General features: G+C 67.0%; 39 protein-coding genes. 4 read left to right on the top strand and 35 right to left on the bottom strand.

What is annotated here, in order from left to right:
- Positions 1–30: 30 nt before the first annotated feature.
- The 30 genes from AC1DWC_RS15350 to AC1DWC_RS15205 form a co-directional block, all read right to left on the bottom strand.
- Positions 31–444, bottom strand: a complete 414-nt coding sequence (locus AC1DWC_RS15350; protein WP_477909343.1) for a hypothetical protein — start codon at positions 442–444, stop codon at positions 31–33.
- Entirely contained in the window at positions 441–716 is a 276-nt protein-coding gene (locus tag AC1DWC_RS15345) for a hypothetical protein (protein ID WP_477909341.1), read from the bottom strand. Before AC1DWC_RS15345 ends, AC1DWC_RS15350 begins: the two co-directional genes overlap by 4 nt.
- A 4-nt stretch (positions 717–720) precedes the next feature.
- A complete protein-coding gene (locus AC1DWC_RS15340) occupies positions 721–1050 on the bottom strand; it encodes a hypothetical protein (RefSeq protein WP_477641553.1) in 330 nt (109 codons plus the stop codon).
- Positions 1037–1408, bottom strand: coding sequence for a hypothetical protein (locus AC1DWC_RS15335; RefSeq protein ID WP_477909339.1), 372 nt, complete (start codon positions 1406–1408; stop codon positions 1037–1039). Before AC1DWC_RS15335 ends, AC1DWC_RS15340 begins: the two co-directional genes overlap by 14 nt.
- A 14-nt stretch (positions 1409–1422) precedes the next feature.
- On the bottom strand, positions 1423–1797 hold the full coding sequence (locus AC1DWC_RS15330) for a lipase chaperone (protein WP_477909337.1): 375 nt from the start codon (positions 1795–1797) through the stop codon (positions 1423–1425).
- Position 1798: 1 nt separating this feature from the next.
- Complete coding sequence (locus tag AC1DWC_RS15325; RefSeq protein ID WP_477909335.1) at positions 1799–2707, bottom strand: major capsid protein; 909 nt, start codon at positions 2705–2707, stop codon at positions 1799–1801.
- Positions 2708–2720: 13 nt separating this feature from the next.
- Positions 2721–3095, bottom strand: a complete 375-nt coding sequence (locus AC1DWC_RS15320; protein ID WP_477909333.1) for a capsid cement protein — start codon at positions 3093–3095, stop codon at positions 2721–2723.
- A gap of 2 nt (positions 3096–3097) precedes the next feature.
- On the bottom strand, positions 3098–4354 hold the full coding sequence (locus AC1DWC_RS15315) for a head maturation protease, ClpP-related (RefSeq protein WP_477909331.1): 1257 nt from the start codon (positions 4352–4354) through the stop codon (positions 3098–3100).
- Positions 4351–5649 carry a phage portal protein family protein gene (locus AC1DWC_RS15310; protein WP_477909329.1) on the bottom strand — a complete coding sequence of 433 codons (1299 nt, stop codon included), beginning with the start codon at positions 5647–5649 and terminating at the stop codon, positions 4351–4353. The genes AC1DWC_RS15315 and AC1DWC_RS15310 overlap by 4 nt, the downstream gene beginning before the upstream one ends.
- A gap of 10 nt (positions 5650–5659) precedes the next feature.
- A complete protein-coding gene (locus AC1DWC_RS15305; protein ID WP_477909327.1) occupies positions 5660–7186 on the bottom strand; it encodes a hypothetical protein in 1527 nt (508 codons plus the stop codon).
- Complete coding sequence (locus AC1DWC_RS15300) at positions 7164–7502, bottom strand: hypothetical protein (protein ID WP_477641449.1); 339 nt, start codon at positions 7500–7502, stop codon at positions 7164–7166. The genes AC1DWC_RS15305 and AC1DWC_RS15300 overlap by 23 nt, the downstream gene beginning before the upstream one ends.
- A 106-nt stretch (positions 7503–7608) precedes the next feature.
- A complete protein-coding gene (locus tag AC1DWC_RS15295; RefSeq protein ID WP_477909325.1) occupies positions 7609–7974 on the bottom strand; it encodes a hypothetical protein in 366 nt (121 codons plus the stop codon).
- Positions 7971–8126: a hypothetical protein gene (locus AC1DWC_RS15290; RefSeq protein ID WP_477909323.1), complete on the bottom strand. Its 156-nt coding sequence runs from the start codon at positions 8124–8126 to the stop codon at positions 7971–7973. Before AC1DWC_RS15290 ends, AC1DWC_RS15295 begins: the two co-directional genes overlap by 4 nt.
- A 117-nt stretch (positions 8127–8243) precedes the next feature.
- A complete protein-coding gene (locus AC1DWC_RS15285) occupies positions 8244–9218 on the bottom strand; it encodes a DUF4185 domain-containing protein (protein WP_477909321.1) in 975 nt (324 codons plus the stop codon).
- A gap of 418 nt (positions 9219–9636) precedes the next feature.
- Positions 9637–10818 (bottom strand): RtcB family protein, encoded by a 1182-nt coding sequence (locus AC1DWC_RS15280; RefSeq protein WP_477909376.1) that lies wholly within the window; start codon positions 10816–10818, stop codon positions 9637–9639.
- Positions 10819–10837: 19 nt separating this feature from the next.
- On the bottom strand, positions 10838–11509 hold the full coding sequence (locus tag AC1DWC_RS15275) for a DUF7341 domain-containing protein (protein ID WP_477909319.1): 672 nt from the start codon (positions 11507–11509) through the stop codon (positions 10838–10840).
- Positions 11506–11874: a hypothetical protein gene (locus AC1DWC_RS15270; RefSeq protein WP_477909317.1), complete on the bottom strand. Its 369-nt coding sequence runs from the start codon at positions 11872–11874 to the stop codon at positions 11506–11508. Before AC1DWC_RS15270 ends, AC1DWC_RS15275 begins: the two co-directional genes overlap by 4 nt.
- A complete protein-coding gene (locus AC1DWC_RS15265; RefSeq protein WP_477909315.1) occupies positions 11871–12203 on the bottom strand; it encodes a RusA family crossover junction endodeoxyribonuclease in 333 nt (110 codons plus the stop codon). Before AC1DWC_RS15265 ends, AC1DWC_RS15270 begins: the two co-directional genes overlap by 4 nt.
- A gap of 254 nt (positions 12204–12457) precedes the next feature.
- Positions 12458–12832 carry a hypothetical protein gene (locus AC1DWC_RS15260; protein WP_477909313.1) on the bottom strand — a complete coding sequence of 125 codons (375 nt, stop codon included), beginning with the start codon at positions 12830–12832 and terminating at the stop codon, positions 12458–12460.
- Between the two features lie 132 nt (positions 12833–12964).
- Complete coding sequence (locus tag AC1DWC_RS15255; protein ID WP_477909311.1) at positions 12965–13348, bottom strand: beta-sandwich lipoprotein; 384 nt, start codon at positions 13346–13348, stop codon at positions 12965–12967.
- A 32-nt stretch (positions 13349–13380) separates the two neighbouring features.
- Positions 13381–13818 carry a hypothetical protein gene (locus tag AC1DWC_RS15250; RefSeq protein ID WP_477909309.1) on the bottom strand — a complete coding sequence of 146 codons (438 nt, stop codon included), beginning with the start codon at positions 13816–13818 and terminating at the stop codon, positions 13381–13383.
- On the bottom strand, positions 13815–14135 hold the full coding sequence (locus tag AC1DWC_RS15245) for a hypothetical protein (protein ID WP_477909307.1): 321 nt from the start codon (positions 14133–14135) through the stop codon (positions 13815–13817). The genes AC1DWC_RS15250 and AC1DWC_RS15245 overlap by 4 nt, the downstream gene beginning before the upstream one ends.
- A 91-nt stretch (positions 14136–14226) precedes the next feature.
- Positions 14227–15192 carry a hypothetical protein gene (locus AC1DWC_RS15240; RefSeq protein WP_477909305.1) on the bottom strand — a complete coding sequence of 322 codons (966 nt, stop codon included), beginning with the start codon at positions 15190–15192 and terminating at the stop codon, positions 14227–14229.
- The gene (locus AC1DWC_RS15235; RefSeq protein ID WP_477909303.1) at positions 15189–16076 is read right to left on the bottom strand and encodes a YqaJ viral recombinase family protein; all 888 of its coding nucleotides are present in this window, start codon (positions 16074–16076) and stop codon (positions 15189–15191) included. Before AC1DWC_RS15235 ends, AC1DWC_RS15240 begins: the two co-directional genes overlap by 4 nt.
- Entirely contained in the window at positions 16073–16288 is a 216-nt protein-coding gene (locus AC1DWC_RS15230) for a hypothetical protein (RefSeq protein ID WP_477909301.1), read from the bottom strand. Before AC1DWC_RS15230 ends, AC1DWC_RS15235 begins: the two co-directional genes overlap by 4 nt.
- Complete coding sequence (locus tag AC1DWC_RS15225) at positions 16288–16623, bottom strand: hypothetical protein (RefSeq protein WP_477909300.1); 336 nt, start codon at positions 16621–16623, stop codon at positions 16288–16290. Before AC1DWC_RS15225 ends, AC1DWC_RS15230 begins: the two co-directional genes overlap by 1 nt.
- A complete protein-coding gene (locus AC1DWC_RS15220) occupies positions 16620–16814 on the bottom strand; it encodes a hypothetical protein (RefSeq protein ID WP_477909298.1) in 195 nt (64 codons plus the stop codon). Before AC1DWC_RS15220 ends, AC1DWC_RS15225 begins: the two co-directional genes overlap by 4 nt.
- On the bottom strand, positions 16814–17212 hold the full coding sequence (locus AC1DWC_RS15215) for a hypothetical protein (protein ID WP_477909296.1): 399 nt from the start codon (positions 17210–17212) through the stop codon (positions 16814–16816). Before AC1DWC_RS15215 ends, AC1DWC_RS15220 begins: the two co-directional genes overlap by 1 nt.
- A complete protein-coding gene (locus AC1DWC_RS15210; protein ID WP_477909294.1) occupies positions 17209–17379 on the bottom strand; it encodes a hypothetical protein in 171 nt (56 codons plus the stop codon). Before AC1DWC_RS15210 ends, AC1DWC_RS15215 begins: the two co-directional genes overlap by 4 nt.
- Positions 17380–17523 carry a hypothetical protein gene (locus AC1DWC_RS15205; protein WP_477909292.1) on the bottom strand — a complete coding sequence of 48 codons (144 nt, stop codon included), beginning with the start codon at positions 17521–17523 and terminating at the stop codon, positions 17380–17382. It abuts the gene before it with no gap.
- Positions 17524–17692: 169 nt separating this feature from the next.
- Here AC1DWC_RS15205 and AC1DWC_RS15200 point away from each other — a divergent pair, with 169 nt between their 5' ends.
- Complete coding sequence (locus tag AC1DWC_RS15200) at positions 17693–18409, top strand: hypothetical protein (RefSeq protein ID WP_477909290.1); 717 nt, start codon at positions 17693–17695, stop codon at positions 18407–18409.
- A gap of 104 nt (positions 18410–18513) precedes the next feature.
- Here AC1DWC_RS15200 and AC1DWC_RS15195 read toward each other — a convergent pair whose 3' ends face one another.
- From AC1DWC_RS15195 to AC1DWC_RS15175, 5 genes are all read right to left on the bottom strand, one after another.
- Positions 18514–18729: a hypothetical protein gene (locus AC1DWC_RS15195; RefSeq protein ID WP_477909288.1), complete on the bottom strand. Its 216-nt coding sequence runs from the start codon at positions 18727–18729 to the stop codon at positions 18514–18516.
- Complete coding sequence (locus AC1DWC_RS15190; RefSeq protein ID WP_477909286.1) at positions 18726–19490, bottom strand: phage antirepressor; 765 nt, start codon at positions 19488–19490, stop codon at positions 18726–18728. Before AC1DWC_RS15190 ends, AC1DWC_RS15195 begins: the two co-directional genes overlap by 4 nt.
- Complete coding sequence (locus tag AC1DWC_RS15185) at positions 19487–19675, bottom strand: hypothetical protein (protein ID WP_477909284.1); 189 nt, start codon at positions 19673–19675, stop codon at positions 19487–19489. The genes AC1DWC_RS15190 and AC1DWC_RS15185 overlap by 4 nt, the downstream gene beginning before the upstream one ends.
- Before the next feature lie 69 nt (positions 19676–19744).
- Positions 19745–19930: a helix-turn-helix domain-containing protein gene (locus AC1DWC_RS15180; protein WP_477909282.1), complete on the bottom strand. Its 186-nt coding sequence runs from the start codon at positions 19928–19930 to the stop codon at positions 19745–19747.
- A 239-nt stretch (positions 19931–20169) separates the two neighbouring features.
- Positions 20170–20400, bottom strand: coding sequence for an XRE family transcriptional regulator (locus AC1DWC_RS15175; RefSeq protein ID WP_477909280.1), 231 nt, complete (start codon positions 20398–20400; stop codon positions 20170–20172).
- A 169-nt stretch (positions 20401–20569) separates the two neighbouring features.
- On the opposite strand from AC1DWC_RS15175, the gene AC1DWC_RS15170 reads away from it, so the two are divergent.
- From AC1DWC_RS15170 to AC1DWC_RS15160, 3 genes are read left to right on the top strand one after another with little or no spacing between them, the layout of a single operon-like run.
- Positions 20570–20992 (top strand): hypothetical protein, encoded by a 423-nt coding sequence (locus AC1DWC_RS15170; protein WP_477909278.1) that lies wholly within the window; start codon positions 20570–20572, stop codon positions 20990–20992.
- Entirely contained in the window at positions 20967–21359 is a 393-nt protein-coding gene (locus tag AC1DWC_RS15165; protein ID WP_477909276.1) for an ImmA/IrrE family metallo-endopeptidase, read from the top strand. The genes AC1DWC_RS15170 and AC1DWC_RS15165 overlap by 26 nt, the downstream gene beginning before the upstream one ends.
- 45 nt (positions 21360–21404) lie before the next feature.
- Positions 21405–22595 carry a tyrosine-type recombinase/integrase gene (locus tag AC1DWC_RS15160; protein WP_477909274.1) on the top strand — a complete coding sequence of 397 codons (1191 nt, stop codon included), beginning with the start codon at positions 21405–21407 and terminating at the stop codon, positions 22593–22595.
- Positions 22596–22696: the final 101 nt, after the last annotated feature.

The following is a 22696-nucleotide window of genomic DNA, read 5'->3' as shown; positions in this document are numbered from 1 at the left end:
GGAAAAGCACCCCTTCCAAAGGGTTTCGGGTCACGGCGTGACCGGTGGGAGTGGTTTCGTGCGAATGGTGGTGTTGACCGTGAACGAGGCCATGTCGCCGCCGTTGCTGGGGTCGAGGGCGTCGATGATCGACGAGCCGGGGGAGACCTTGACGCCGGGGACGCGCAGCGCGAGCAGCCATCCCAGGCACAGGCCCGCGAGATCCCGTGCGCGTGTGCGGCCGTGGGCCCACACCGTGATGCGGATCTGCGGCTTCGTGGCCACCGGCCACCGCATCGGGCCGCCGTCGTCGAACACGACCACGGCGGGCGGATGAGTCTCCGGGGACCACTGCGGCGGCAGGACGAGCTGGACGGTGACGTCCGGTTCGGGCACTGCCAGGCGAGCCGCGAGGAACTCCTTGACCGGGACCGCGGCCTCGGCCGGCTGTCGCTGCGCCTTCACCGCGACGTCACCGTCAGGCCGACGGCCGCCGCGGCGCGCGTGAGCGCGCCGTCGGTGGCCTGCATCGCCGCGCCTCGCGGGTGCGCGATGGTGACGGACGCGGCGCCTCGGTCGGTCGTGTACGGGGTGACGCGCACCTCGACGTCGGGGCCGACCGTTGTTCGTACCGCCGCGCCGAGTCGCTCCGCAACGGCGGTCGTCATCTGGGCGACCGGTTCCGACTTGAGGATCTTGCTGACGCCCGCGCGGTTGAGCCGGAAGGTCTGTGCCATGCGACTACCCCTCGCCTCTCGAAGCGGTGATCACTGGACCCGCCAGCTCGGGGTCCTCGTCGACCCAGTCGTCGGCGTGACCGTCGATTGCCCACTGCACGCCACGGGCCTCGACGACGTCCGTCGCGGTGATGGGCCGCGAGATTGGACCGGGCGAGAAGATGCGGATGCGTGTCACCTTGATCCGCCGGCCGACCTCGCCGACTTCCTCGCTGCCGAGCGGCTCGATGACGCAGCCCTCGATGTCGAAGGTGGTGCCACTGGCCGGGACTGGGTCGCGCTTGCTGTCGAGCGTTGTGCCCGGCCGGACGGTGACGGTCTCACCAGCACTCATGGAAACCTCCGTCCCCGAACGTGGCGCGCGGCTGCGCGGCCGCCGAGATCCCGAGCTGCTCCTTCATCCACGGCAACCACGTGAGCGCGGCGTCCGGGTTGGCGAGCGTGCCGGACTTCGACCGTGGGCCGAGCGTCTTGGAAAACGAGCTGTACCCGGCGTGGTCGCCGGGTTGCAGTGCGTTCCTGACGACGGCGATCGACACGATCTTCGCCGCTGGGTCGCCGTCGGCGATGCCCGGAGCCTTGCCTCGGATCCACCGTTCGGCCGCGCCGAGGAGCAGGGTGGCCCAACTCTTTTCGGTGGTGGTGAGGGGGCGCCAGTTCTGTTCGATCTCATCGGATGTCGCGAAAGGCATGACACCCCCTCCCGTCAGTTCTCGGCTTCGGCAGCGTCGACGAGCGCGATGATCGCGTCCTTATCGGACTTCACCGTGTCGACCCGGTCGGCGTCGATTCCGATCGCCTTCGCGTAGGCCGCCCACTTCTCAGCGGTCGCGGTGGCGCGGGGCCGGCGCGGCTGGTCGACCGTTGGCTCCTTGATCTCGTCGGCTGGCGGCTGGTCGGCGTCGGGCTCGGCGTCGGGCGCGGGCGCCGGCGGCTCGGGCTGGTCGAACGCTCCGGCCGCCGTGCCGCGCGCGATCTCGGACTCGGGGAGCTCGACGGAGTCGCCGAAGTAGGCGAGCCGCCGCTTACCTTCGTCGTTGCGGTACTCCCAGACCGCGACTCGGATCTTCTTGCGCGCCATGTCAGCCCGCCAGCCCGGTCAGCTTCTTGATGGAGTACGGGTTCGTGACACCGAAGATCGGCTGCACGTAGGACTGGACCCAGTTCTTCCGCGTCTTCTCCTCGCGCCAGGTCTCGGTGGTCAGGCCCTGCTCGTAGTCGAGGAACCCGACCTGGCCGCGAGCGACGGCGTAGCCGGTGCCGGCGGCGACGCGGTTCGACGGGAAGATCTCGAGTCCGGCCTCCTTGAGGATCTCGTCGAGATCCGGACCGTAGGCGATCCGCAGGTTGTGCTTCTCCTGCGGGTTGAGCAGCCACAGGTCGTAGACCACGCCGAGCTCTTCGACGTCCGCGGCGAGCTGCACCTTCGCGAAGTCCGCGAAGGGGCGCTGGTTGTTCGGCGTCGGCGTGGTGCCGGTGAGGGTGACGTCGGACCAGTTGTTGCCGGGAACGACACCGGCGCCGCCGAGACCGGTGATCGCAGCGTCGAGGGTCGCGACCGTGCGCTGGTTGACCTTGCGGACGATGGTGTTGCCGAGCTGAGTCACCTGGTTGTTGAAGTGCACAACGTCGTTGCGCGACTTCGCCTGATCGGTGATCCAGAACTTGCCGCCCCAGTCCTCGGCCGCCGCGACCTTCGGTTCGCCGCGCTCGCTGCCGACGATCGCGTACTCGGCGCCGGCCGCACGCTCTTCGACGTCGCGGGTGGTGTAGAGCTCGTTCTTGGTGACCTGGTCGTAGATCACCGCGCCGGACGCGACCGTCACGCCCGAGGTCGCGAAGATCTTGTCAATGATGAACTGCTGCAGGGTCAGGTCGGCGATCCGCTTGGTGATGCGGCCCGGCTGCTTGAGCGCGGTATCGACGGTGAGGTTGCCCCCGGAGACGGTGGGCGCGCCGAGCGGGTAGGAAACGGGTGCGGGAGAGGTCATGTCGTCCTCGCTTTCAGTAGAGGCTGATCTCGGCGTCGCCGCCGGATGTGGCTGCGGTGACGGCGTAGCCGACGGCCACACCCGATGCCTTGGTGGCGGCCTGGCCGTTCGCGCCGACCTCGACCTCCGCGAACGCGGCGATCGCGGCGGCGGCGGTCACGAAGACCACTCGGCCCGATCCGCGCTTGACGTCGACCAGCTCGCCGCTGGCGGCGTCGCGGCCGGACACTCCGCAGGTGCGGCCCGCGGCGTCGGCGTGCGCGACGGCGATGTTGCCGGCGGCCCGGTTTCCGGAGATCTTGAGGAACCGCTTCCCGGTCACCGCAGCGGACGCGCGGCCGGAGATGTCCTGGCCGGGGCTGTAGATCTCGATGTTCTCGTTCGCCATGATCAGGCTCCCTTCGTGGAGGTGGTGTTGAACCAGCCGAGGTCCTGCGCCGAGTTCTCGGTGCCGACGCCGTGGCCGACCTCCTCGACCGGGACGAGGCCGGGCGCGAGGGAGGAGAGGGTCTGGCCGGCGCCGCCGGGGTCCGCGGTCAGTGCCGCGAGCCAGTGGTCCTTGCGGGCGGCCGCGATGCGGCCGTCCTTGATCGCGGCGGAGACCAGCGCGGTGCGCGCTTCGGTCTCCTGCTGCGCGCGGGCCTGGGCGCCGCGCTGCGCGTCGAGGCGGAGCGCGTCGAGCACCGACGACTCGACCGCGACCACACCAGCGGGCAGGGTGGCCGCCGACGCCGTCGCGCGGTTGTCGGTCCCGGTCTCGGGCGCGGTCTCCTCGGGGGCGGTCAGCTCGTCGAGCACCGCGTCGAAGATCTCCTGGTCGGTTGCGTCCTCGGGGAGGCTCAGAGCCTCACGGAGTTCACTCGTCTGCTCGTCCGTGAATGCCACGTCCGAACCTCCTCTTTCGGTGGTGGTGTTCGCGCCCGGGGACTCGGGTGCGGTCCTCGCCACGGGGGCGAGTGGCTTGGGCGCCGGCGCGGCGCGGCGCCCGGCGTAGTTGAAGATCGACAGGTCGAACGACGCCTTCGCGTCGACTTCCTCGTCGGGTTCGCTCGTGGGCTTCGCCTCGACCCGGTCGGCGAGGCCGGCCGCGACCGCCTCGTCGGCGGAGTACCAGGCCTCTTCCTTCATCACGTCGCGCCATTCGGCGGCCGTGGTGTCGGTGCGCTCGGCGTAGATCGAGGCGATGTTGTCGCTGACCCGGTCGAGATCGGCAGCCATCTTGCGCATCTCGGCGGCGTTCCCGGAGCAGTAGCCCCAGGCGTCATGGATCATCATCTCCGCGTTGCGGCACATGACGACTTCGTCGCCGGCCATCGCGATAAAGCTCGCCGCGGACGCTGCGAGGCCGTCGACGTAGACCGTGATCCGGGCCTTGTGGTTGCGGAGCGCGTTGAGGATCGCAATGCCCTCGAACACGTCACCGCCGGGCGAGTTCACCCGCACGGTGATCGAGTCGGACTCGATCGCGGACAGGTCTTGGGCGAACTGCTTCGAGCTGACCCCGCCGCCCCACCAGTCGTCGTAGCCGATCTCGTCGTAGATCAGGATCTCGGCGACGTCGCCGTCGGTTCCTGCGTTGCGGATCTTGTACCAGTCGCGGCGCCGGTCGGCGCGAGGTCCGGACGGTGGCCGGCCTGCTCGGGTCACGAGGGCTCTCCTTCGGTGGGCGCGGTGTCCGCGCGGTTCGGGTCGGCATCGCCAGCGCCGTTCGCGGTCGGGATGCCGAGGGACTGACGGACAGTGATCTTCACGACGTCGTCGGCGTCGAGCAGCCCGGACTGCACGAGCATCGCGAGTGCCGCCGCGGTGGCGTCCTGCCGAGATCCGATCTCGTCGAACACGATTCGCGGGGCCGGTTCGTCTTCACCCCAGTTCACGTCGACCAGGTCCTCGACGATGTGCGCAGTCGCGGTGTCCGCGATCGTCTCGGCGAATGCGTTCAAGGACTGCACGAACGGGTCGGCCAGCACCGACGCGAGTGCGTGCGAGCCGCCGCGGTCGAGGTTCAGGAAGTGCGCCAGCCCGGCGAGGGCGATCTGCTTGTCCTGGTAGTCGATTGCCTGCTGGATGTCGGGCAGGTTGCCCTGCACACCGAGCAGCTCCAACGTCTGACCATTCGCAAGGCCGACGCCGGAGTTCATGCCGCCGCGGAACTTCGCCGCGATCTCGTGCATGTGGTCGACCTCGGCCTGGTCGTCCGACTTCGAGGCGGTCCCTACCGGGACGCCCATGCCGTTGCGGCGGGCGGCCGCGGCCTGGATCCGCATGAACTCGTCCTTGAGGATCCAGTGCTTGTAGGCCGGCCGCAGGATCGACTCGCCCTGCCACTGACCGGCTTCCGGATCACGGACGTACGCGACGAGACGATTGACCGGGATTGTGAACCCGTCCGGGATGAACGCCGCCGCAGTCAGCGGACCGGCCGGCGGCGACTGCGTGATCGACTCGAGTCCGCCGTCGAGAGCGACGGTGATCTTCGAGATCGTCTTCTGCGGCCGCGGCGCCAGCTTCCGAATGTGTGCCCGGTCGTTCTCGTCGATCCGGTACACCTGCTCGAAATAGCTGTGCCCGTAGCGCAGCATCAGGAGTACCTGCTGCAGGTGGTTGTTCCATGAGAACCGGCCCTTCGTGCGTGAGGTCGCCAACGCTCCGTCGGCGCCCGCGATCGACAGGCCCAGGTCACGCGCGACGAACTCGACGATCTCGTCGCGGGCCCCGTTCGGGTCGATGCGCCACGTGGTGCCGCGGATCGGCAGACTGATCGCCTGCAGCAGCGACGACACGCGGCCGTCCTCTCGGGACATCCGGCTGTAGACGTGCACGGACTCGGGCCACTGCAGGTCCGGGACATGCTCGTCCTGGTCCCACTGCTGCCAGTCGGTGCCGTTCCCGTTGACGTACCCGACCTCGGCGACCGGGCGGGCGGCCATCACTTCGGCCATGGGTACCTCCTCAGAATGCGACAGCGAACACGTCGAACGCGTCGTGGTTGTCGTAGGCGCGGGCCCCGTCGGTGACGGGCTGCGCCGCGGTGCCTGCTGCCCGGGCCTCGAAGGTGAGCAGCGCCCACCGGGCCAGGATCACGGCGAGCAACGGCGCGACAACTGGATCGCCGGCGAACGCGTCGACCACCCAGTCACCACGCGGCAGGGTCCGCTTCTCAGCTGCCGCGAGTGCCTGCTCGAGCACCAGTTGGCCGGTGTGGCAGATGAGTCCGTCATCGGCGTCGTCGACGAACCCGCTGCACATCAGCGCGGCCTGGTTGGTGCTGGACTTGATCAGCTCGATGCCGGCGTTCGTCATCAGTGGCTCGAGGACCACTGCCGGCGAGCGGCCGTCCGTGGCGATCGCGCACGGCTCCACTGCCTCGTCGACCCGGCCGAGCAGCGCGACGATGTCGGGGTTCGACGCGATCCTCAGGTATGCGACCTCGACGTGGATCCGGCCGTCGTCCGTTCGTTGCGCGCCAGCGATCACCCACTGGGTGCCGATGCGCGCGAGTCCGATTCCGACCGTTCCGACCAGCTCGGGCCAGACGTCGACGAGGCCATTCCACTGGTCCTCTGCGACGATCTGCCACGTCTGCGTCTCGTCCTCGGGTTCCGGCCAGTCGCCGCGGCCGAGAGCCTCGACGTCGAAGCCCTTGCGGCCCGCCGGAGTCGACAGGTTCCGCATGATGTCGAGGATCTTCTCCGCGGTCTGGATCACCCCGAACGACGGATTCGCGTAGCGCCAGGTCTCCTCGGCGTCGCGCGGCATCTCCTCGGGCGCCATGTACTCCGCGAAGTACAGGCCCGCTTCCTTCTCGAGTCCGCGCCTGCGGACCGCCGCGAGGACCAGTCCGTTCGAGTGCTCGTCCTGATTCACCGCCGACGAGGCGTAGATCCGCTGCGGGTTGTTCGCGGCCATCTGCGTGAACGCCATCGCCGAGATCTCGCCGTCGGTGAGGTTGTACGCCTCGTCGTAGACGATCAGGTCGACCACGGTCAGGCCGCGGCCGGTGTCGTTCGAGCGGGTGCCGAACGAGATGACCGCACCCGACTCGAGTTCGATGATGCCCTCGCCCTGCGAGCACGTAGCGCGGACGACCCGACGTTTGAGCCACGGTCGGCCCTTGATCAGGGCCATCATCCGCCGCCACCCGTCGCGGGCGGTCTTCCACCGCTGCGCCGTGTAGATGATCGTCTCGCCCAGCTTGAACAGCCCGTACAGGCAACGCTGGATCAGGACCTCGGACTTGCCGTTCTGCCGCGGAATGATCAGGCAGCACGTCGGATGCGTCCAACGGCCTGACGCCGTCCTCGACAGGATCGCGTGCTGCGCCTCGACCTGCCACGGCATCGCGATCGACCCGACGCGCCGGCCGAGCTCGACAGCCTTCTCGCCGTGCATGACATCGCCGTCGAGGACAGACAGGTGGTGCGGCTCCTGGCGACCGGTCAGCGTCGGGAAGTCATCACAGATCAGCGAGGCCGTCATCGCCATCACCGGCAGGCGCGGTCCCCTTCTGCGACTGGATCGACGACACCAGCTGGCGAAGCGCGTTCGCCTGCTGCCTCGACTCCTGCAGCGCCGAGTCGACCCGGATCTCGAGGATGTCATCCTCACCGCGCACCTCGACGAGGCTCAACCAGCAGTCGGAGTCGCCTACGAGCACCCGGTCGAACTGGTCGAGACGGTCCTTGATCCGGGCCGCCTCGACGATCAGCGCGGTCAGCGCGTACGGCTCGTCGTCGGTGTGCAGCGAGTCGTACAGGCGGCGGCCGGCAGAGCCGAGAGAGTCCAGGTCAGCCACACGACCACCCCCTCCCCGGCCCGTACAAAATCCGGGCTGTAAAAAAATGCCTGACTGGACCGTGGAAGTCAGGGACCCTCCCCCCCTCGATAATCTCGAGGGGGGGTCAGGGCCAGCCGATGAGCCGGATTCCGAGGCCGTCGTCGCCTGATAGGCCGCCTGCGGGGTCTGATCCGGTGATGGCGGGTCTGAGGTGGTCTCGGCTGCCGTCCTGGCGCTGTTTGTTGCAGCGGCCGTGGAGGAGTCGGTCTGCATGCGTGCCACCATGTGCCCGGGCCTGACTGTGATCGGCCGCGAGCGATCCGGATGCCGCGTCGGTCGAGGTTGGGTCGTAGTCCCAGTTGCGCGTGCGGTCGCGGTACATGGGGCGGTCGCACCACCAGCATGGTGTGCCGTCGACGTGGGCGCGGAGGAGTTGCTCGCGCTGCTTCTGGTGTGTCCAGCCGAGGCCGCGGTCCGTGGTGGTCTTCATCGTTCGTCTCGTTCGTCTCGTGCGGCGTTGAGCGCGTCGAGCTCGATGTCGATCTGAGCTTGGACGACGTGGACGCGCTGCTCGTTGTTGTCGAGGCGGGCGTCGCGTAGGCGGATGCGGAGGTCGCAGAGGCGGTCGTACACGGTGGGCATCGCTACCTCCTGCTGTCGTATATCGATCGCTCGTCGAGCCAAGTCACCGCACGAGTCCACAGGCGAGCACGCCGACGCGCGCGGCCGCAGCCACGCGCGTCGGTGTGACGATCGGCTCTACGCAACCAGACCGTCGAACTGCATTGCCCAGTACGGCCAATTGGTGGTCGTGTTCCACTGCGAAACAATGAGTTTGAGGTTCGTCAGGGTGCTCTCCGGGTGGATGAATCCGCCGTACAGCTGCGGAAAGCTGGGCTTGCCGGTCCACCCCGGCGCCACTCCCCAGACGTGCTGCTTGGGGGCCGACCACACGCCATCGAGGCTCGTTGCGGTCCGTGTGGAGATGCAGTAGCCGACGACATCGAAGTAGGACATGACCCACTTGCTGCCGACCTTCCGTACGGACAGTTCACCGATGGAGCCCATGCCCGGGAAGATCTTGGTCGGGTACTCGGGACCCCAGTGCCAGTTGCCTCCGGCGAAGTTCCAGTACTCGTAGGTGGACTTGTTTCCGATGTCCGATGCGCGGAACAGGATGGGCCCGTCCGAGTTGTTTCGGCCCCAGGGCTTGGACATCATGTAGTGCTTGCCGCCCTCGCTGCCACAGAAGACGATGTTGGTGAAGTTGATGTCATCAAAGGTGACCAGTCCATCGTGCATCACAGGGTTGGTACTGTTGTCCCAGTAGCAGATTCGGCCGCAGTTAACCGTGCCGGCGTGTACATCCTTCACCGATGCGTAGGCCAGGTAGTTGTTGTTGCTTGCACTCATGACATCGGTGGGAATCCGGGTTCCCTCGAAACCAAGCCCATTGTTGGCGTTGTGCGCGTAGTTGAGCATCTGCGTTGCGTAGCTGCCGCCGTATGCGCCGTTGAAGGTGATGCCGTTGGCGATGGATCCGCCCGGACCGTAGAGCATGACCGGAGATCGCCAACCTGCGCCGCCGACGCCGTTGTTGTTGAACGTATCCCCGAGGACGTAGCCGACCGTCCCGTCCCAGCGCTTGTAGGGGATGGCGAGATCTGTACCGCCGACGCCGAACTGGCCGCTGCTCGTGCCGGTGCCAGTGATGACTGTGCCGTAATTGGCCATCGAAGAACTCCTCTGATAGTTGAACTTGCTGGCGCCAGACAGCACCCCGAGGGGTCGCCAAGTCGGCATGCAGTAGTGCCTCCTCCGCTGCGCGGCGCCGGTCCGGCGGGAGGAAATCGAGGGGAACAGCAGATCTGGGCACAGCTCTGCCAGGGACTATTTTCGCTGGGATGTAGGCGAATTGAGTTCGCAGAGGCTTGGCATCAATTTCGCCTGCCGAGGTTGATGCGCGTTGTTGTCGCTGCCGTCGCGCTCACCGATGGGGAGCTGGCGTGAAGGGTTCAGCGATCCAGGCGCGCCCCTGGACGTTCGGGGTCCGGATACGACAAACGCCAGACCGTGTCTTGGAGACACGTCTGGCGCAAGTCGAACTATATCAGGAAATCACATCAGTGCGATTCGGATCCCGGTGTGTCGATCACGTGCCCTTCACGTTGAGGATCTGGCGCAGCTCGTGCATGACCTCCACCAGATCGTCGGCGTCGGCCATCACCTGGTCGATGTCCTTGTAGGCGTCGGGGATCTCATCCACCCACTCCTCGCCATGCCGGTACTCGATGCCTTCCATCCGGGCAGCGAGATCGGTAGCGGTGAACCTCTTCCGGGCTTCGGTTCGGGAGAACCTGCGACCAGCACCGTGCGGGGCGGATGACAGGCCCGGGCGGCTGCCCTTCCCGGAGACGACGTACGAGCGGGTGCCCATGCTTCCGGGAATGACGCCGCGGACGCCTTCGTGGGCGTTGATCGCTCCCTTCCGGGTGAGCCACACCTTCTCGCCGTAGTGCTCTTCCTGCTCTGTGTAGTTGTGGTGGCAGTTGATCCGCTCGTCCTCCACCACCTCGGCCCCGATCCACTCGCCGAAGACGTGAACGAAGCGGTCCATCATCTCGGCGCGGTTCAGGTAGGCGAACCGCTGCGCCCACCGCAACTCGCGGATGTACTCCCAGAACTCGGGGACGCCTTCAGGGAGGTACGCGAGGTCACGGTTCGGCAGGTCGATGTGCCATGTCTTGCACAGCTGCTGGGCAACCTTGATGTGCTTCTGCGCGATCTTGTTTCCGACGCCGCGGCTGCCAGAGTGCAGGAACAGCCACACCCGGCCGGTTTCGTCCAGGCACAGCTCGATGAAGTGGTTTCCACCTCCGAGGGATCCGAGCTGCTCTCGCCACTTGGGGGAATGGGTGAGGTCGACGTCGTCCTTCTCGGCGCGAGCCTCGAGTTCGGCGATCTTCGGCTCCGCGTACCACTTGCCGAGGGCGTCGGTCAGGTTGTAGTTGCCGGGCGACAGCGGGATCGACTGCTCGATGGTCTGCCGGAGTTCGGCGAGTCCCCGACTGTTGGCGTCGACGTCGGCCTTGGTGAACTGCGTTCGGACCGCGATCATCCCGCATCCGATGTCCACGCCGACGGCTGCCGGGATCACTGCCGCCCGGGTGGGGATCACGGTTCCGACGGCGGAGCCTTTGCCGCTGTGCGCGTCGGGCATCAGCGCGACGTGCGGGTGGACGAACGGCATCGACGCCGTCTCCTGCGCTTGGCCGAGGGTGTTGTCATCGAGGTGCGATGCCCAGTTCAGCAGCTTCTGGTCGAGCTTGGCGATGGTCACAGTGTCCACTCTTTCAGGTAGTCGGGGCTGTGTGCGAGCGGTTTTCGTCCTCGGTGATGACTCCTTCGATCGGCGTGCAGTCGATGACCTTGGCGAGGTGCATGAAGTACTCGAGGCCCCAGTGGTGGCCGCACGCGGCGCAGCTGCAGCCCATCGACGTCACGTTCAGCGCTGCGGCCCTGACGTGTTCGCCGAGCGTGTCGACGTTGGTGATCCACTTTTCCCCGCACGCGGGGCATGGTGCGTCGAGGGGGAAGTGGGTGCGGCTGCCGTCGAGCAGCGCGTCAGCTTCGGTGACCCACCCGGTGATCACGGCGGCGACCTGCTCGAGGTATTGGCTGTCCTGCGGGCGCCAGCTCGCGCCGGTGAGCGCGTCGAGACGCTCGACGGTCCCCGCCTTGGCGGCGGGCCACCACGCCTTGACGGTGTCGTCGACCTTCCGGAGCCAGTCGCATCCGTCGATCCAGATCGGAGGCAGCGAGCGTGCGGCCCCGCCGAACGCGGTTCCTCGTGCGGCCTGGGTGGATTCGACCATCTCGGTGTAGATGCTCGGCTTCGTGACGATCCGCGATCCGTCGTCGGTGGCGATGGTCTGGGCCTGCGGGGCGACGAGCGCGTTCACCGCTGTGTTGAGGTTGCGGAGCGCCACGGCGAGGTTCTCAGTGTGGATGTACTGATCGGTCATCGGTTCCTCCTGGATCGGGTCGGATCGTTCGCCCACATCGGTGGGGTGGAGCTGGGGCGAGGCAGGGCGCGCTGCTGCGAGGTCCGGGGATCCGGATCGGGGTCGCCTATGAGCCATCGGTGGTGAGTGATGCGCAGCGGCGCGAGATCGCCGAACTGCAGGGCGACTTGGAAGTGCTCCTCGATCATGCGGATCGGTTCGCCATTGAGGTGTCGGCCGAGCGGGCCTCGGCCGCCGCGTAGGTGATCGGCCCCGGCGAGGTGGCCGATGGGGTGCCATGCGCTGTAGTAGGCAGTGGCCGTGGTGGGCAGCAGTGTGCCGAGTGGTGCGGCTGAGATCGACGCTCCGGCGGGAATGGTGGTCATCGGGCCTCCCAGGTCAGTTCGAGCCACATCGCGCCTCCTGCGCCCTTCTGGGCGGGTTCGATGCGGGGCATGTGCTTGGTCATGAGGTTGGGGGTGTCGTCTGCGGTGAGGCCGTGGTCGACGAGTCCGTCGCAGAGGGCTTTGAGGACGGGGACGATGTTGTCGGCGTCGCGGCGGATGTTGGCTCGGGGGCGGTAGACGAGCTCGATGGTGACGTGGTCGAGCGCCGTCGGCAGCCGGTGGGTTCGGGCGAGGAGTCGGGCGGTCTTCCGGATCGCGTTGGTGAGCTTCGCCTTGGTGGCCCAGTGCATTCGGTCGTTCATCGACATCGGGGGCTTTGTCCACGGGAGTGGGATAACCCTGTGGATAACTCGATCTCGGTCTGCCGGCGAGTCGGCCGCGGCGCGCGAGGTGGTCTCGGTCTGGCCCGGATCTGCTGCGAATCCCGTTGCCCCCCTGCGCGCGTTCACAAACGTGAGACGAGTGCTTGTGGTGGGTGCTTCTCCGTTAGTTACGTCCGTCCGTCCGTCCGTCCGTGCACGTGCTTGAAGCAGTGCTTCCAGGCAGTGCTTCAAGCACGTGCTTAGGCACCTGCTTCGTCGCGCCAGCATCCGCATTCCGGTCCATGGTTCTTGATGCACCCGCCCTTCTTCGCTCGCTGCTTCCTGGCCTTCGATTCGTCGTCGCTGAGCTGGTATTCGTCCCATCCGTGGATCTCCCAGCCGCCCGCTGCCGCCTTCCAGAGGCCGACGCGGACGAGGCGGTCCGCATCGGCCTTCCGGCCGTGGATGAACGGCAGAGCACCCTTCGGGATGAACCCGTCTGTGCCGTGTTTGCCGGCGTAGGTCATCGCGAGGAGGTGCGTGGCCATCGCCTGAAATGCCTTGCCGTCGGCGAGATCGAGCATCTTCGGGTGGTCGGCGATGGCCGTATCAAGCCGAATCCATGGCAATCCCACGGGTGTTTCCTTCCTGAACTGGGCCGAGATTGCGGGAGGTTTTCATCCGGCAGTCCGCGCACACCCCGCCGTGCGCGTTGATCGGGCGCCCGCACCGGACGCAGGCCGGCACGGGCATCCGGCGGGCTGCCTTCACGGTCGGTCCACGTCCGGCACGATGACCTCCGGCTTGAAGATCACCCGGTAGTGGTCCGCGCTCACAGAAGCTCCCTCGAGCTGCTCCGCGACGTAGGACACGTTGTCGCTCAAGCCGAGGAAGTGCTTCTTGTACTCCCCGCCCTGGGTCTTGCAGGTCACCTCGAGCTGGTTCCCGTCGTCGTTGATGGCGCAGCGGCCCTCGATGGTGAGGAGGTAGGTGTCGGTGATGCCGTTGAAGAAGACGATCCGGCGGTTGATCTCGAACTGGTCGGCTGCCTTCGAGAGGTTCTGGGACACCACGTCGGCGTCGGTTGAGCAGCCGGTCAGTGCGAGTGCGGCGAAGGCGGTTGCCGCGATGAGGGTCTTGGGGTTCTTCACGGGGCGCTCCTGGCGTTGGGGGTGGTCGGTGATCACTCGCCGGCCGCCTTCACGTCAGCGATCCAGGCGTTGAGCCGGTCGCGTAGTTCGGTGGCGTCGTTGACGTTCAGCTCGACGGCGGTGCGGGGGTGGTCGTCGTCGGTCTCTTCAGTCGTCCGCAGCCAGAGGTAAGTGCCCATGGCATTGGACGAGGTGGCGAGGCTGATCACGTCGCCGTCGTCGGTGCGGATCGGGGCGGCGCCGTACTTCGCCAGGCCGCGGGTGCCGACTTGGATGCGGTCGACTTCGCCAGTGCGGACGACGGCCACGGACACAGCACGGGCGAACGCGGTCAGCTCGGCCTGCTCGGTGACTGGCAGTCCGTCCCACGGGTTCAGTGCGCGGCCAGCCTCTGTGGCCCGCGTGGTCTCCCATGCGTTCTCGGTGAGCTCCCGATGCACGGCGTCGGCGGTGGTCAGTTCGGTGGTCATGCGGTGACTCCTTGAGCGTCGGGGGCGTTGGGAGCGGAGCGGTTCCAGTTGGTGCCGCATTGGCAGCGGTGGCGGTTGTCGGGATGCAGGTGCGTGGATCGGGTGCAGGTGCAGCCGTTGAACGCGAACATCGGGTGCGCCCTCCCGCACTTCCGCGCGGGCCGGGCGTCGAGCACCGCGTCGCGGACGAGATCGTGAGCGTGCTCGGCGCGGGCGTCAGCGAGCTGGTCGGCGTCGTCCCAGCGGGCCGCGGGGTCGCGGCCCCACTCGTCGGCGGGGTCGGCGCCCGGGTCGCCGTACCCGTTGAGGTCGCTCATCGCAGCACCCCGGGGATCGCGAGGTACCGCAGCAGGTTCGGCTGGCCGGTCAGCAGGCGGTAGACGATGGTCTGCCAGTAGTCGGCGTGGGTCACTGCTGCGCCGCCTGGGCATCGGCCGGCTCTTCGCCGGTCTCAAGGAAGCGGATGGTCGCGGCGATCTCGTCGCGGGTCATCTCCTTGGACGATGCGAGCTCACGCCCGACGCGTCCCCGGAGGAACGCGGCGGCCTCCTCGACGTCGGTGATGCCTGCCTTGTCGAGGGCGGCGGCGAGCTTGCGGAGGTCGGCGGAGGTGGCCAGGACAATCGGTGCGGGCTCCGGCTCGGCCGGTGCCGAGATGCCCAGCGCGGCACCGAGCCCGGCGACGCCACGCTGCGGCGGCGCGACTCGCTCGACAGTGGCGCGGATCGGCTGCTCGAGCTCGAGCTCCTCGCGGGTTCGGGAGATGCCGAGCAGTACCTCGGGCGCGATCTTGCGGCAGACCTCCGCGGCGGCCTTCGCGTAGAGCATGGCCTGCGGGTCCTTCAGGTACTTCTCGTTGCCGATCAGCTTGCCGTTCGCGTTGGTCGCGAACTTGCCGGTCTTCTCGTCGACCGTCGGCACGTAGCCCGCCTGCGCGGCGCGGTCGATGGTCCAGGTCGACTCTTCGAACACACCGGTGCGCGGGTTGGTGCCGCGAACGGTGACCTGCTCGTTGGTCGACTCGACCGTTTCGATCAGGTATCCCTTCACCTTCACCAGGGCGACCATCGTGCGGGCGTAGATCGACGGAGTGCCGTGCACGACGAAGATCTGCTGCAGCGACTGGATCGGGTTCAGTCCGAGCTCGGCTCCGTAGAGGATCGCGGCCGTGCCGTCCTCGGGCTTGCCGCGGTAGATCTGCGGGACCAGCGCGGTGCCGCACATCTTCTCGGCCAGCTCGTAGGCGATGTTCATCGCCTCGGCGTGCTGCCTCAGCTGACTGATTGCGCCCTCCGATCCGGTGGTCGCGGCCAGGCTCGCGCCGGCGGGGATGATCTCGACCTCGGTCACGGGGGCGATTTCGTTGCTGGTCATGCGGTCTCCTTGAGGTTGTGGATGTCGGTCTTGGTGTTGGCGACGAGGGCGACGCGGCCGCTGGCGTGGTTGCGTCGGTCGGCGATCTTGTGGCCGCGGCAGGTCGCGTACTGCGCGTTGCCCATCGCGTCGAGCAGCTGGGTCTTGAGGCCCTGCGCACGCTTCTCCGTGTCCTTGAGCTCGCGGGTCCAGCCCAGGTAGTCGGCGGCGAGCCTCGGGTCGAGCTCCACCTCGAGGTCCCGCTCGATGTCCGGATGCAGTCGCCGGACGGTCTCGTAGCAGCTGATCGAGTCGTCAAGCTCCGGGGGCACGCCGTCCGCGAGGCTGATCACCCACGCGGTCGCCCGGTCGAGGACGGCCATGGCGAGCGGGTGGTTGTAGTCCTGCGTGTAGATCCGCGGCCTGCCCCACGTCGGCCACAGGACGAGGTCGGCCGGGTCGGTCAGTCCGCTGATGTACTGCTGCCAGACCAGCTGCGCGGCATAGTCAGTCGGGATCTCGCCAGATCCGTCATCGCCCCACGCTTCGAGGGACTCGGCCGTCTTCACCTCGACGACCTTCCGGGCCCGGCCGCGGGATGCGCGGCGGTCGACGGTCGCCGCGTTCGGGAAGAGCAGTTCGTCGCGGCTGTACTGCACCTCGCCGGGCGAGAGGCGCCACCCGGGGTTGCGCCACTTCCAGAACTCAGCGGCCGCGACCTCGGCGGCGTGACCGTAGTCGAACAGCTCCTGCGTCTGCTCCGAGATCGGCTCAGGCTCGAGCAGGCCGGCCATCTCGTGCCAGAGGGCGTACTGGCTCTTGAATCGGGAGACGCCCAGGATGCACGGGATCTTCGATGCGGTGATCGCGCGGAGATGTTCGGGTGAGCCGACTTTCAGCTTCACGAGTTCCTCCTGATGAGGGCGAGGTTTGCGGGGTGGGTGTCGTGGATCGGCCCGTCGCGGCCGCCGTAGCGGACCTGCACCATCTGTCTGTTGATGCCGACGATGACGCCGGCCTCGACGGGCTCGCCGGTCGTGACGGAGTGGTAGATGACGCGGCGTTCGGCGAATGGGCGAGAAACGAGGGACTGGGCCTGGTCGAGGGCGATCGGCATCAGGCACCACCGATCGTGAACAGCTCCATCTGCTCCCATTCCCGCGGCGCTAGCTGGCGGTGGCAGTCACAGAGGCAGTGGGAGGCGTGCGCGGGTTCGACGATCCGCACCGCGGAGTGGTTCCCGAACTCGGGGTAGTAGACGACCTGGGCGTCGGGGCCGGTGCCAATGGTGAGGTACCCGGGGGTTCGATGCACACCGTGCTCATAGGCCCGCCCGGACTGGTGCCCGCAGCGGTCGTGCTCGCCGGCCTCGCAGAAGACGGAGGCGCGACAGTCGGTGTTCCAGAGCCGGTTGTCGAGGAGCCAGGCGCCCCAGTCCGCTGCGGAGGTCATGCGAATCCCCTTGCTGCGTAGGCGGCGCGGGTGTCGCGGTCTCGGGTTGCGATCTGGGCTTCGGTCAGTGCCACACCGGCGGGCCGGAGCTGGTCGCCGAACTCGCGTCGGCAGGTCGTGCACACCTCGCCGATGGACTCGACGATCGAGTGGCAGCCGGGGAGCACGCAGTCGAGGAACAGGCCGGCCATCACCCAGCCACCGCCAACCGTGGTGCGGTGATCGCCTCGACGCGGCGGCCCCGCTGCTCAAGGGACTCGTCCGGATCGACCCACGCGGCGAGCGCCATGATCAGCTGCGCCATCACCAGTGGATCCGCCTCGCACTGCTGCGCGAGGATCGACAGCACGACCTTCGGGTCGACCTCGCGGACGTCGTCACAGATGCAGGCGGCCCGCTGCGCGATCCGCTCGATGTCCTGCGTCTGCTGCCGGACACCCGACGGCGGAATCCAGCAGCCCGCTGACCGGACGCGGTTGTCCATCGTCTTCGGGTTCAGTCCGAGGCGGGCCGCGCATTCGGCGCGGGTGAGCCCTTCGGCGCGCAGCGCCCTGTACCTGGCGGCGAACTTCTCACGGTTCCACGTCATCGGGTCACCCCTGCAGCAGCGAGCGCCTCGGCCGTCGCGGCGTCGCGCTCGGCCGCGATCCGCGCCGACTTGAACTCGCACGGGTCGATCCGATCCGCCGGCAGGCACACCGGCGCGCACGCCGCGTTTCGCCGCTTCATGCAATCGGGGCAGTTCCACGAGATCATTCAGGCCACCGCCTTCGGTGCGTACTCGGTACGCAGGCGGTCGATCAGCTCGGCGGCCGGAACGGACCGGGCGCGGCTGGTCGGGACGAGGACATCCAGCGGAGTCAAGGACCCATCGGCCTTATGGTGCAAGAACGTGAACATGGTTGTGGTCTCCTGTTTTTTGGGTGCAGAAGGGCAGCGCAGGTGGTGTCCTGCGGGAAGCTTGTTGAATACGGCGAGGACTAGAGGCTCACGGCGGACGACCTGAAGACGCAGGACTGCCTCGCAGTCGGAGCAGGAAGCGGAGCCGGCCCAAGTACGATCTGACGCCATGGCGAACCCCGCGAAACTGCTGCACGAGGTCTTGGCCGGATGGTCTGTGCCCCCAAACACCCATGTTGAGACTGTTCGCGGCGACGCAGCTGCGATGGGGACTTGGGAGGTTCATGCTCGGGCTGCAGGATTCCTCAAGGCAATCGAGCGTGCGCTTGACGGAATGGAAGCAATGGGCGAGGAGGTCGACCATTATCGCGAGGTTCTTCCGGCTTGGTATCAGGCGGTTTTCGCCTGCTCGACCCCTTGGTCCAGCCTGACTACCAGTCACCGGTATGTCGTTCAACCGTCCGATCTCCGGCTGCTCAAGGCCCTCGGTGGACAACTCGCGAGCGTGAACTACGCGCGCCCGGTGGCCGCAGACCAACTTGCAGCCCTCCTCACCCACCTCGACACCACCGACGAGCTGGTCCGGACCAGCAGCGACATCAACGATGATGTCCGCAGATACATGCTGGGTCTGATCTCTGAGGCGCGTCGCGTCGCCAAAGAGCTCCAGACTTTCGGAGACGTCGAACTCCGCACCATTACCTTTGAGCTCGGCGCGGCCATGCTGAATGTCGCCGACACGTCGGTGCCTGAACAGAACCGCCAAGGTTGGATCGACGGCGCGAAGGGCATGCTTTCGCGTGTTGCGTGGAAGGCCGGCGAGAAGGCTCTCGAGAGTGGATCGGGTGCCGCCATTGACGCCGCTATGAATGCGATCACTGGCTGACCGCTCCGCGTTTCGGGCTCGAGCCAGTTCCTCCTGGATGACCCTTTGTGCTTCTCGATTGGCGCCAGTCACTGCGAGAGCTTGCGCCCGGGCGTCCGCGCAGGTCACTGCGCGCGGTACCAGTAGCTGGCCGCGGCGAGGACGACGGCGAGGACCAGGCCAGCCGCGAGGATCACGTACGGGATCCACCCGGCGTCGAACCTCTGCACGTCCACGCGGGGCTCAGGAGGCGCGGGCCGAGGTGCACGGCCTGCCTGCGCCGGGGCCTGCGCCGCGTCAGACGACAGGATCTCCTCGGCGACGCCATCGACCGCCGTCACGCTGCCTCCTCAGTCCACCGAGCCAGGTTCCGTGCAATCGCCTCCGCGCCCGGCGGCGTGACCATCAACGTCTGCTGCACCTCGCCGTTGATCCGCGGCGCGTCATGCTTCGCCCGCAGCCGGAAGTACTCCTTCTTGTCGGCGTACGCGCGGTACTGGTGGATCTCCTCCTTGCGGCCCTTCGAGTTCGACCAGCGTGTGCCCGTGGTCTTGTAGATCCAGTTGCGTTCGATCAGGACCTCGCGCAGCGAGGACTCCTTGACCACGAGCTGATTCGCGACCGTCCGGAACAGGATCAGGTCCTCGTCCGCGACGAACTCGTTGACGTACGCGGCCTTCGGGGCGAGCTGCGCGATCGTCGAGTCCTTCGCCGCGAGTGTTTGCTGCGCCTCGACGAGCGCGGCCGCCATCAGCTCGGGCCCGGAGAGCGCCGGCGCCGAGCTGTAGCCGCCGGTGCGCCGGATCGCCGGGAGCACCTCGTGCGTCAGCCAGCGTTTGAACGGCTTCACGAGCGGGGACCGGCTGAGCATCATCAGCGACCAGATGCCGGCCTCGGTGACCGCGGTCATCTGCTGGGCTCCGCCGAGGGTGTCCACGGCCACGGACACCCTTTCGTCGGCGTCGAGCTGCGCGAGCGCGTCGCGGTACTTCGAGATGCCGACTGCGTCGCAGACGTCCTTGCCGATCCATACCGGCTCGTCGGCGACGATCACGTGACGAACATCGGCGCCCTGGAAGGTATTTGCGATGGCGGTACTCACGCTGCCACCAGCCGGGCCTCGAGGGTGGCGAGGGGCACGGTCACGTCGAAGCCGCCGAAGCGGTCGAGGGTCACGTCGACCAGCCGCTCGCCGGTCTGGCTGTCGGTCCGGTAACCGCGGACCTCGGCGACCGGATGGGCGAGCCCTTCGAAGACGTCGACGAGGCTGTAATCTGCAGTAGGCATTTGGTTCTCCAATCGGTGTCGCTGGCCGTCAGGTGGTGGTTCACCTGGCGGCTTTTCTTCGGGCTCGGCTCACATCGCCTCGGTGTAGTAGTGGTTCTCGATGTACTGCTCGACGTCCTTCGAGTTGATAAGCACCCGCCCTCGCACTCTCACGTGGGGGATTTGGCCAGACCGGTACATGCGCCCGACCGTCCGTGAGGAGATGGAGAGCCGCTCGGCCGTCTGCTCGACTGTGAGTAGTTGTGTTGGTTTCACCTCAGCTCCTTGCCTCGGTAGTTGCTTGATGTGTCACCACACCCATGCGTTGGGTGTGTTTGACCTGGCGGCATCGGTCGTCGCGTTTCCTCCGCAGTGTCGAATGTTGCTGCGGGTCTGCACCTTTGAACCAATGGCAGGTGTATGAGCGGCGCGCTCGCCAGGTCGAATGTCTCCGCTGTGAAGGTATGAAAGGGCGCGCCAGGTGGATGCCTGGCGAAAAGCGTTGAGAGAATGGCCTATGCGGCCTGAGTGACTCGGCAGACGAAGTCGAGTCGATCGCGGCCGGTGATGGCCGCAATGGCGAGAGCCGTCACGTATGACGGCGCGGCGCCGTGGCGGAGACTTTCAACCTCCTTGGCGGTGCATCGGATCGCGGCCCCGAGTGCTTCGTCCGACGGAAAGCGATGTGCTTCCTTCAGTCGGTCAATCAGACCTGGCTCGAGAGCCGCCTTGAAGCTGGTGGTCACTGATCTCACCTCCTTGCGTTCCGATCGGCTGTCCGTCTTGCGTTCCGATCGGCCGTCTTTCAAGTTGCCAGACTCTCTATCGAATTGCAAGCCTGTGATTTTCCTTGAACGATTCAGAAGGCGAAGGTGCAGGTTGTATGGCGCTCACGTGTCTGGCAATATGCAAGACATGGACCACGAGGCATGGCTCGCAGGCATCACGGCGGACACTACGAATGGCGCAGCAGAGCGCGCCGGGATTACCCCAGCAACGCTCTTCCGGCAGCTCAAGCGGGGGAAAGTTAGCGCCGAGAACGTCATCGCGATTGCGCGTGCGTACGGGCGTCGCGCTGGCGACGAGCTCGTAGCCACCGGATACCTCGCACCGGAAGACCTCGAAGGTGTCGGCGTCCTGCCGGCCTTGAAGTCCGCGACAAACAAGCAACTGCTCGAGGAGATCGACGGGCGGATGGCAGCCGGCATGGGAGACGTGTTCAGCGAGCCTGTCGGATCTGTCGCACCAGACAGGGAAGATCTTCACCTACGTGCTGTTGCGGACAGCTCGGAACGTGAGGATGGCGTGAGAGGTGACGAGAGTGATTGGGACGCTTGAACGTATTGCATCCGGGCTGGGGCTGCGGATTCTCGACGAGGAACCCGCTGTCGGGAAGGGCTGCTACGTTCACCACTCCGGTGTGATCGTTCTGGCGCCATGGCTCAGCGGTCGGGAGCGGACATGCACTCTGGCACATGAGGTTGGCCACGCAATCGCTGGCGACGAGCCCGTCGATGATCCGCGGTTCGCGGCTCGTCAGGAACGGGCAGCGGATCAGTTCGCCGCCCGGATCCTTATCGACCAGCACGAAGTCCAGCAGGCGGAGAGGGCGTACGGGCCAAACTGGGTCAAGGTCGCACACGAACTCGGTGTGACCGAGCATCTACTCAGGGTCTGGCTGGAGATGCACACCCGAAGGAACTGATGGCGAGAATGGCCCACTCGATGGGCTGGAGTGGGAGCGTGACCCATGGCCCGTATCCGTGACCTGTGGATGACAAAGGACGACCGCGGCAAGAAGACAATCCGCACGGCCCGCTACGGCAAGGGAAACCGGTGGCTGGCCGTCTGGGACGAGAACGGCCGCGAGGTGTCCAAGTCATTCACCACGCAGGATGCTGCGGATGCTGCGGTATCCCGGGCGCGCACGTCCCAGGAGGACGGCACCTACATCGCGAAGGCGAAGCGGGACATCACGGTCGGTGAAGTGTGGCCGATCTGGTGGGCCACGAAGGCCGGCAAGTCGAAGTCGACGCGCGCAGGGTACGAGGCCGCGTGGAAACACGTCCAAGCGAGGTGGGGCGACGTCGCGTGTTCGTCGGTGACGCGCGCCGGCGTCGCGGCGTGGCTACCGACGCTGACAACGACTCGCGGCTGCAGGGCGGGGGAGTCGAAGCCGGTCGGCGAAGCAACGCAACGGAAGGTCGGGATCGTGCTCGGCGCGCTTCTGCAGACCGCAGTCGACGAGCGGATCATCCCGTCATCACCGATGCGCAAGGGCGACATCCCGCGGCAGAAGGTGAGCGAGCGACGGTACCTGTCGGTGCCCGAGCTGGACCGACTGCGCGCCGCGGCGCCGAGCTGGCGCGAGCGACTGGTCGTAGACGTCCTGTCACGCACGGGCGTCCGGCCCGGCGAGGCATGGGGATTCCGTGTGGGAGACCTCGACCCCGTGCGAGGTCGACTTCGGGTGATGCGTGACGTCGACCAGTCGGGAGTCGCCGACGAAACGAAGACCCGCCGGCACCGCGACGTGCCGGTCGGTGGCGGACTCCTGCTCGACCTCGAGAACGCAGTCGAGGGGCGCGGTCGGGGCGAGTGGCTGCTGACCACCGCGGTGGGCGACGGCTGGACGGCGCACCGGTGGCGCGGTGTCTGGGCGGATCTCGTCGAAGCCGCGGCCCTTGACGACCTCGATACGTACGAGCTGCGGCACACCGCGGCGTCGTTGGCGATCCATTCGGGCGCGAACGTGAAGACGGTGCAACGGATGCTCGGGCACGCCAGCGCGGCGATGACGCTCGACATCTACGGGCACCTCTGGGACGACGAGCTGGACCTGTTGCCGGCGGCGATGGACGCCCACATGCGATCCGAGCGGGACCGCTTCACCGAGCGGCGTAGAAAGGCCGAAACGGAACACAGACGGAACGTGGGGTAGTGCCCCGCTGGTCAGTGAGCTTTGTCACGTCACTCGTAATGAAAAGGTCGACGGTTCGATTCCGTCAGGCGGCTCCACAGAAAGCCCCTCACCTGGAACAT

The sequence above is a fragment of the Rhodococcus sp. P4_C10 genome (assembly GCF_056402135.1).
Note: the sequence above shows the minus strand (reverse complement) of the source record. Positions and strands in the feature narration are given on the sequence as shown.

What these genes read in the sequence shown, in the direction of transcription:
- AC1DWC_RS15345 (WP_477909341.1), bottom strand. Translation starts at nt 716, where the DNA reads ATGGCACAGACCTTCCGGCTCAACCGCGCGGGCGTCAGCAAGATCCTC.
- AC1DWC_RS15340 (WP_477641553.1), bottom strand. Translation starts at nt 1,050, where the DNA reads ATGAGTGCTGGTGAGACCGTCACCGTCCGGCCGGGCACAACGCTCGAC.
- AC1DWC_RS15335 (WP_477909339.1), bottom strand. Translation starts at nt 1,408, where the DNA reads ATGCCTTTCGCGACATCCGATGAGATCGAACAGAACTGGCGCCCCCTC.
- AC1DWC_RS15330 (WP_477909337.1), bottom strand. Translation starts at nt 1,797, where the DNA reads ATGGCGCGCAAGAAGATCCGAGTCGCGGTCTGGGAGTACCGCAACGAC.
- AC1DWC_RS15325 (WP_477909335.1), bottom strand. Translation starts at nt 2,707, where the DNA reads ATGACCTCTCCCGCACCCGTTTCCTACCCGCTCGGCGCGCCCACCGTC.
- AC1DWC_RS15320 (WP_477909333.1), bottom strand. Translation starts at nt 3,095, where the DNA reads ATGGCGAACGAGAACATCGAGATCTACAGCCCCGGCCAGGACATCTCC.
- AC1DWC_RS15310 (WP_477909329.1), bottom strand. Translation starts at nt 5,649, where the DNA reads ATGGCCGAAGTGATGGCCGCCCGCCCGGTCGCCGAGGTCGGGTACGTC.
- AC1DWC_RS15305 (WP_477909327.1), bottom strand. Translation starts at nt 7,186, where the DNA reads ATGACGGCCTCGCTGATCTGTGATGACTTCCCGACGCTGACCGGTCGC.
- AC1DWC_RS15295 (WP_477909325.1), bottom strand. Translation starts at nt 7,974, where the DNA reads ATGAAGACCACCACGGACCGCGGCCTCGGCTGGACACACCAGAAGCAG.
- AC1DWC_RS15290 (WP_477909323.1), bottom strand. Translation starts at nt 8,126, where the DNA reads ATGCCCACCGTGTACGACCGCCTCTGCGACCTCCGCATCCGCCTACGC.
- AC1DWC_RS15285 (WP_477909321.1), bottom strand. Translation starts at nt 9,218, where the DNA reads ATGGCCAATTACGGCACAGTCATCACTGGCACCGGCACGAGCAGCGGC.
- AC1DWC_RS15275 (WP_477909319.1), bottom strand. Translation starts at nt 11,509, where the DNA reads ATGACCGATCAGTACATCCACACTGAGAACCTCGCCGTGGCGCTCCGC.
- AC1DWC_RS15270 (WP_477909317.1), bottom strand. Translation starts at nt 11,874, where the DNA reads ATGACCACCATTCCCGCCGGAGCGTCGATCTCAGCCGCACCACTCGGC.
- AC1DWC_RS15265 (WP_477909315.1), bottom strand. Translation starts at nt 12,203, where the DNA reads ATGTCGATGAACGACCGAATGCACTGGGCCACCAAGGCGAAGCTCACC.
- AC1DWC_RS15250 (WP_477909309.1), bottom strand. Translation starts at nt 13,818, where the DNA reads ATGACCACCGAACTGACCACCGCCGACGCCGTGCATCGGGAGCTCACC.
- AC1DWC_RS15245 (WP_477909307.1), bottom strand. Translation starts at nt 14,135, where the DNA reads ATGAGCGACCTCAACGGGTACGGCGACCCGGGCGCCGACCCCGCCGAC.
- AC1DWC_RS15240 (WP_477909305.1), bottom strand. Translation starts at nt 15,192, where the DNA reads ATGACCAGCAACGAAATCGCCCCCGTGACCGAGGTCGAGATCATCCCC.
- AC1DWC_RS15230 (WP_477909301.1), bottom strand. Translation starts at nt 16,288, where the DNA reads ATGCCGATCGCCCTCGACCAGGCCCAGTCCCTCGTTTCTCGCCCATTC.
- AC1DWC_RS15225 (WP_477909300.1), bottom strand. Translation starts at nt 16,623, where the DNA reads ATGACCTCCGCAGCGGACTGGGGCGCCTGGCTCCTCGACAACCGGCTC.
- AC1DWC_RS15220 (WP_477909298.1), bottom strand. Translation starts at nt 16,814, where the DNA reads ATGGCCGGCCTGTTCCTCGACTGCGTGCTCCCCGGCTGCCACTCGATC.
- AC1DWC_RS15215 (WP_477909296.1), bottom strand. Translation starts at nt 17,212, where the DNA reads ATGACGTGGAACCGTGAGAAGTTCGCCGCCAGGTACAGGGCGCTGCGC.
- AC1DWC_RS15210 (WP_477909294.1), bottom strand. Translation starts at nt 17,379, where the DNA reads ATGATCTCGTGGAACTGCCCCGATTGCATGAAGCGGCGAAACGCGGCG.
- AC1DWC_RS15205 (WP_477909292.1), bottom strand. Translation starts at nt 17,523, where the DNA reads ATGTTCACGTTCTTGCACCATAAGGCCGATGGGTCCTTGACTCCGCTG.
- AC1DWC_RS15200 (WP_477909290.1), top strand. Translation starts at nt 17,693, where the DNA reads ATGGCGAACCCCGCGAAACTGCTGCACGAGGTCTTGGCCGGATGGTCT.
- AC1DWC_RS15185 (WP_477909284.1), bottom strand. Translation starts at nt 19,675, where the DNA reads ATGCCTACTGCAGATTACAGCCTCGTCGACGTCTTCGAAGGGCTCGCC.
- AC1DWC_RS15170 (WP_477909278.1), top strand. Translation starts at nt 20,570, where the DNA reads ATGGACCACGAGGCATGGCTCGCAGGCATCACGGCGGACACTACGAAT.
- AC1DWC_RS15160 (WP_477909274.1), top strand. Translation starts at nt 21,405, where the DNA reads ATGGCCCGTATCCGTGACCTGTGGATGACAAAGGACGACCGCGGCAAG.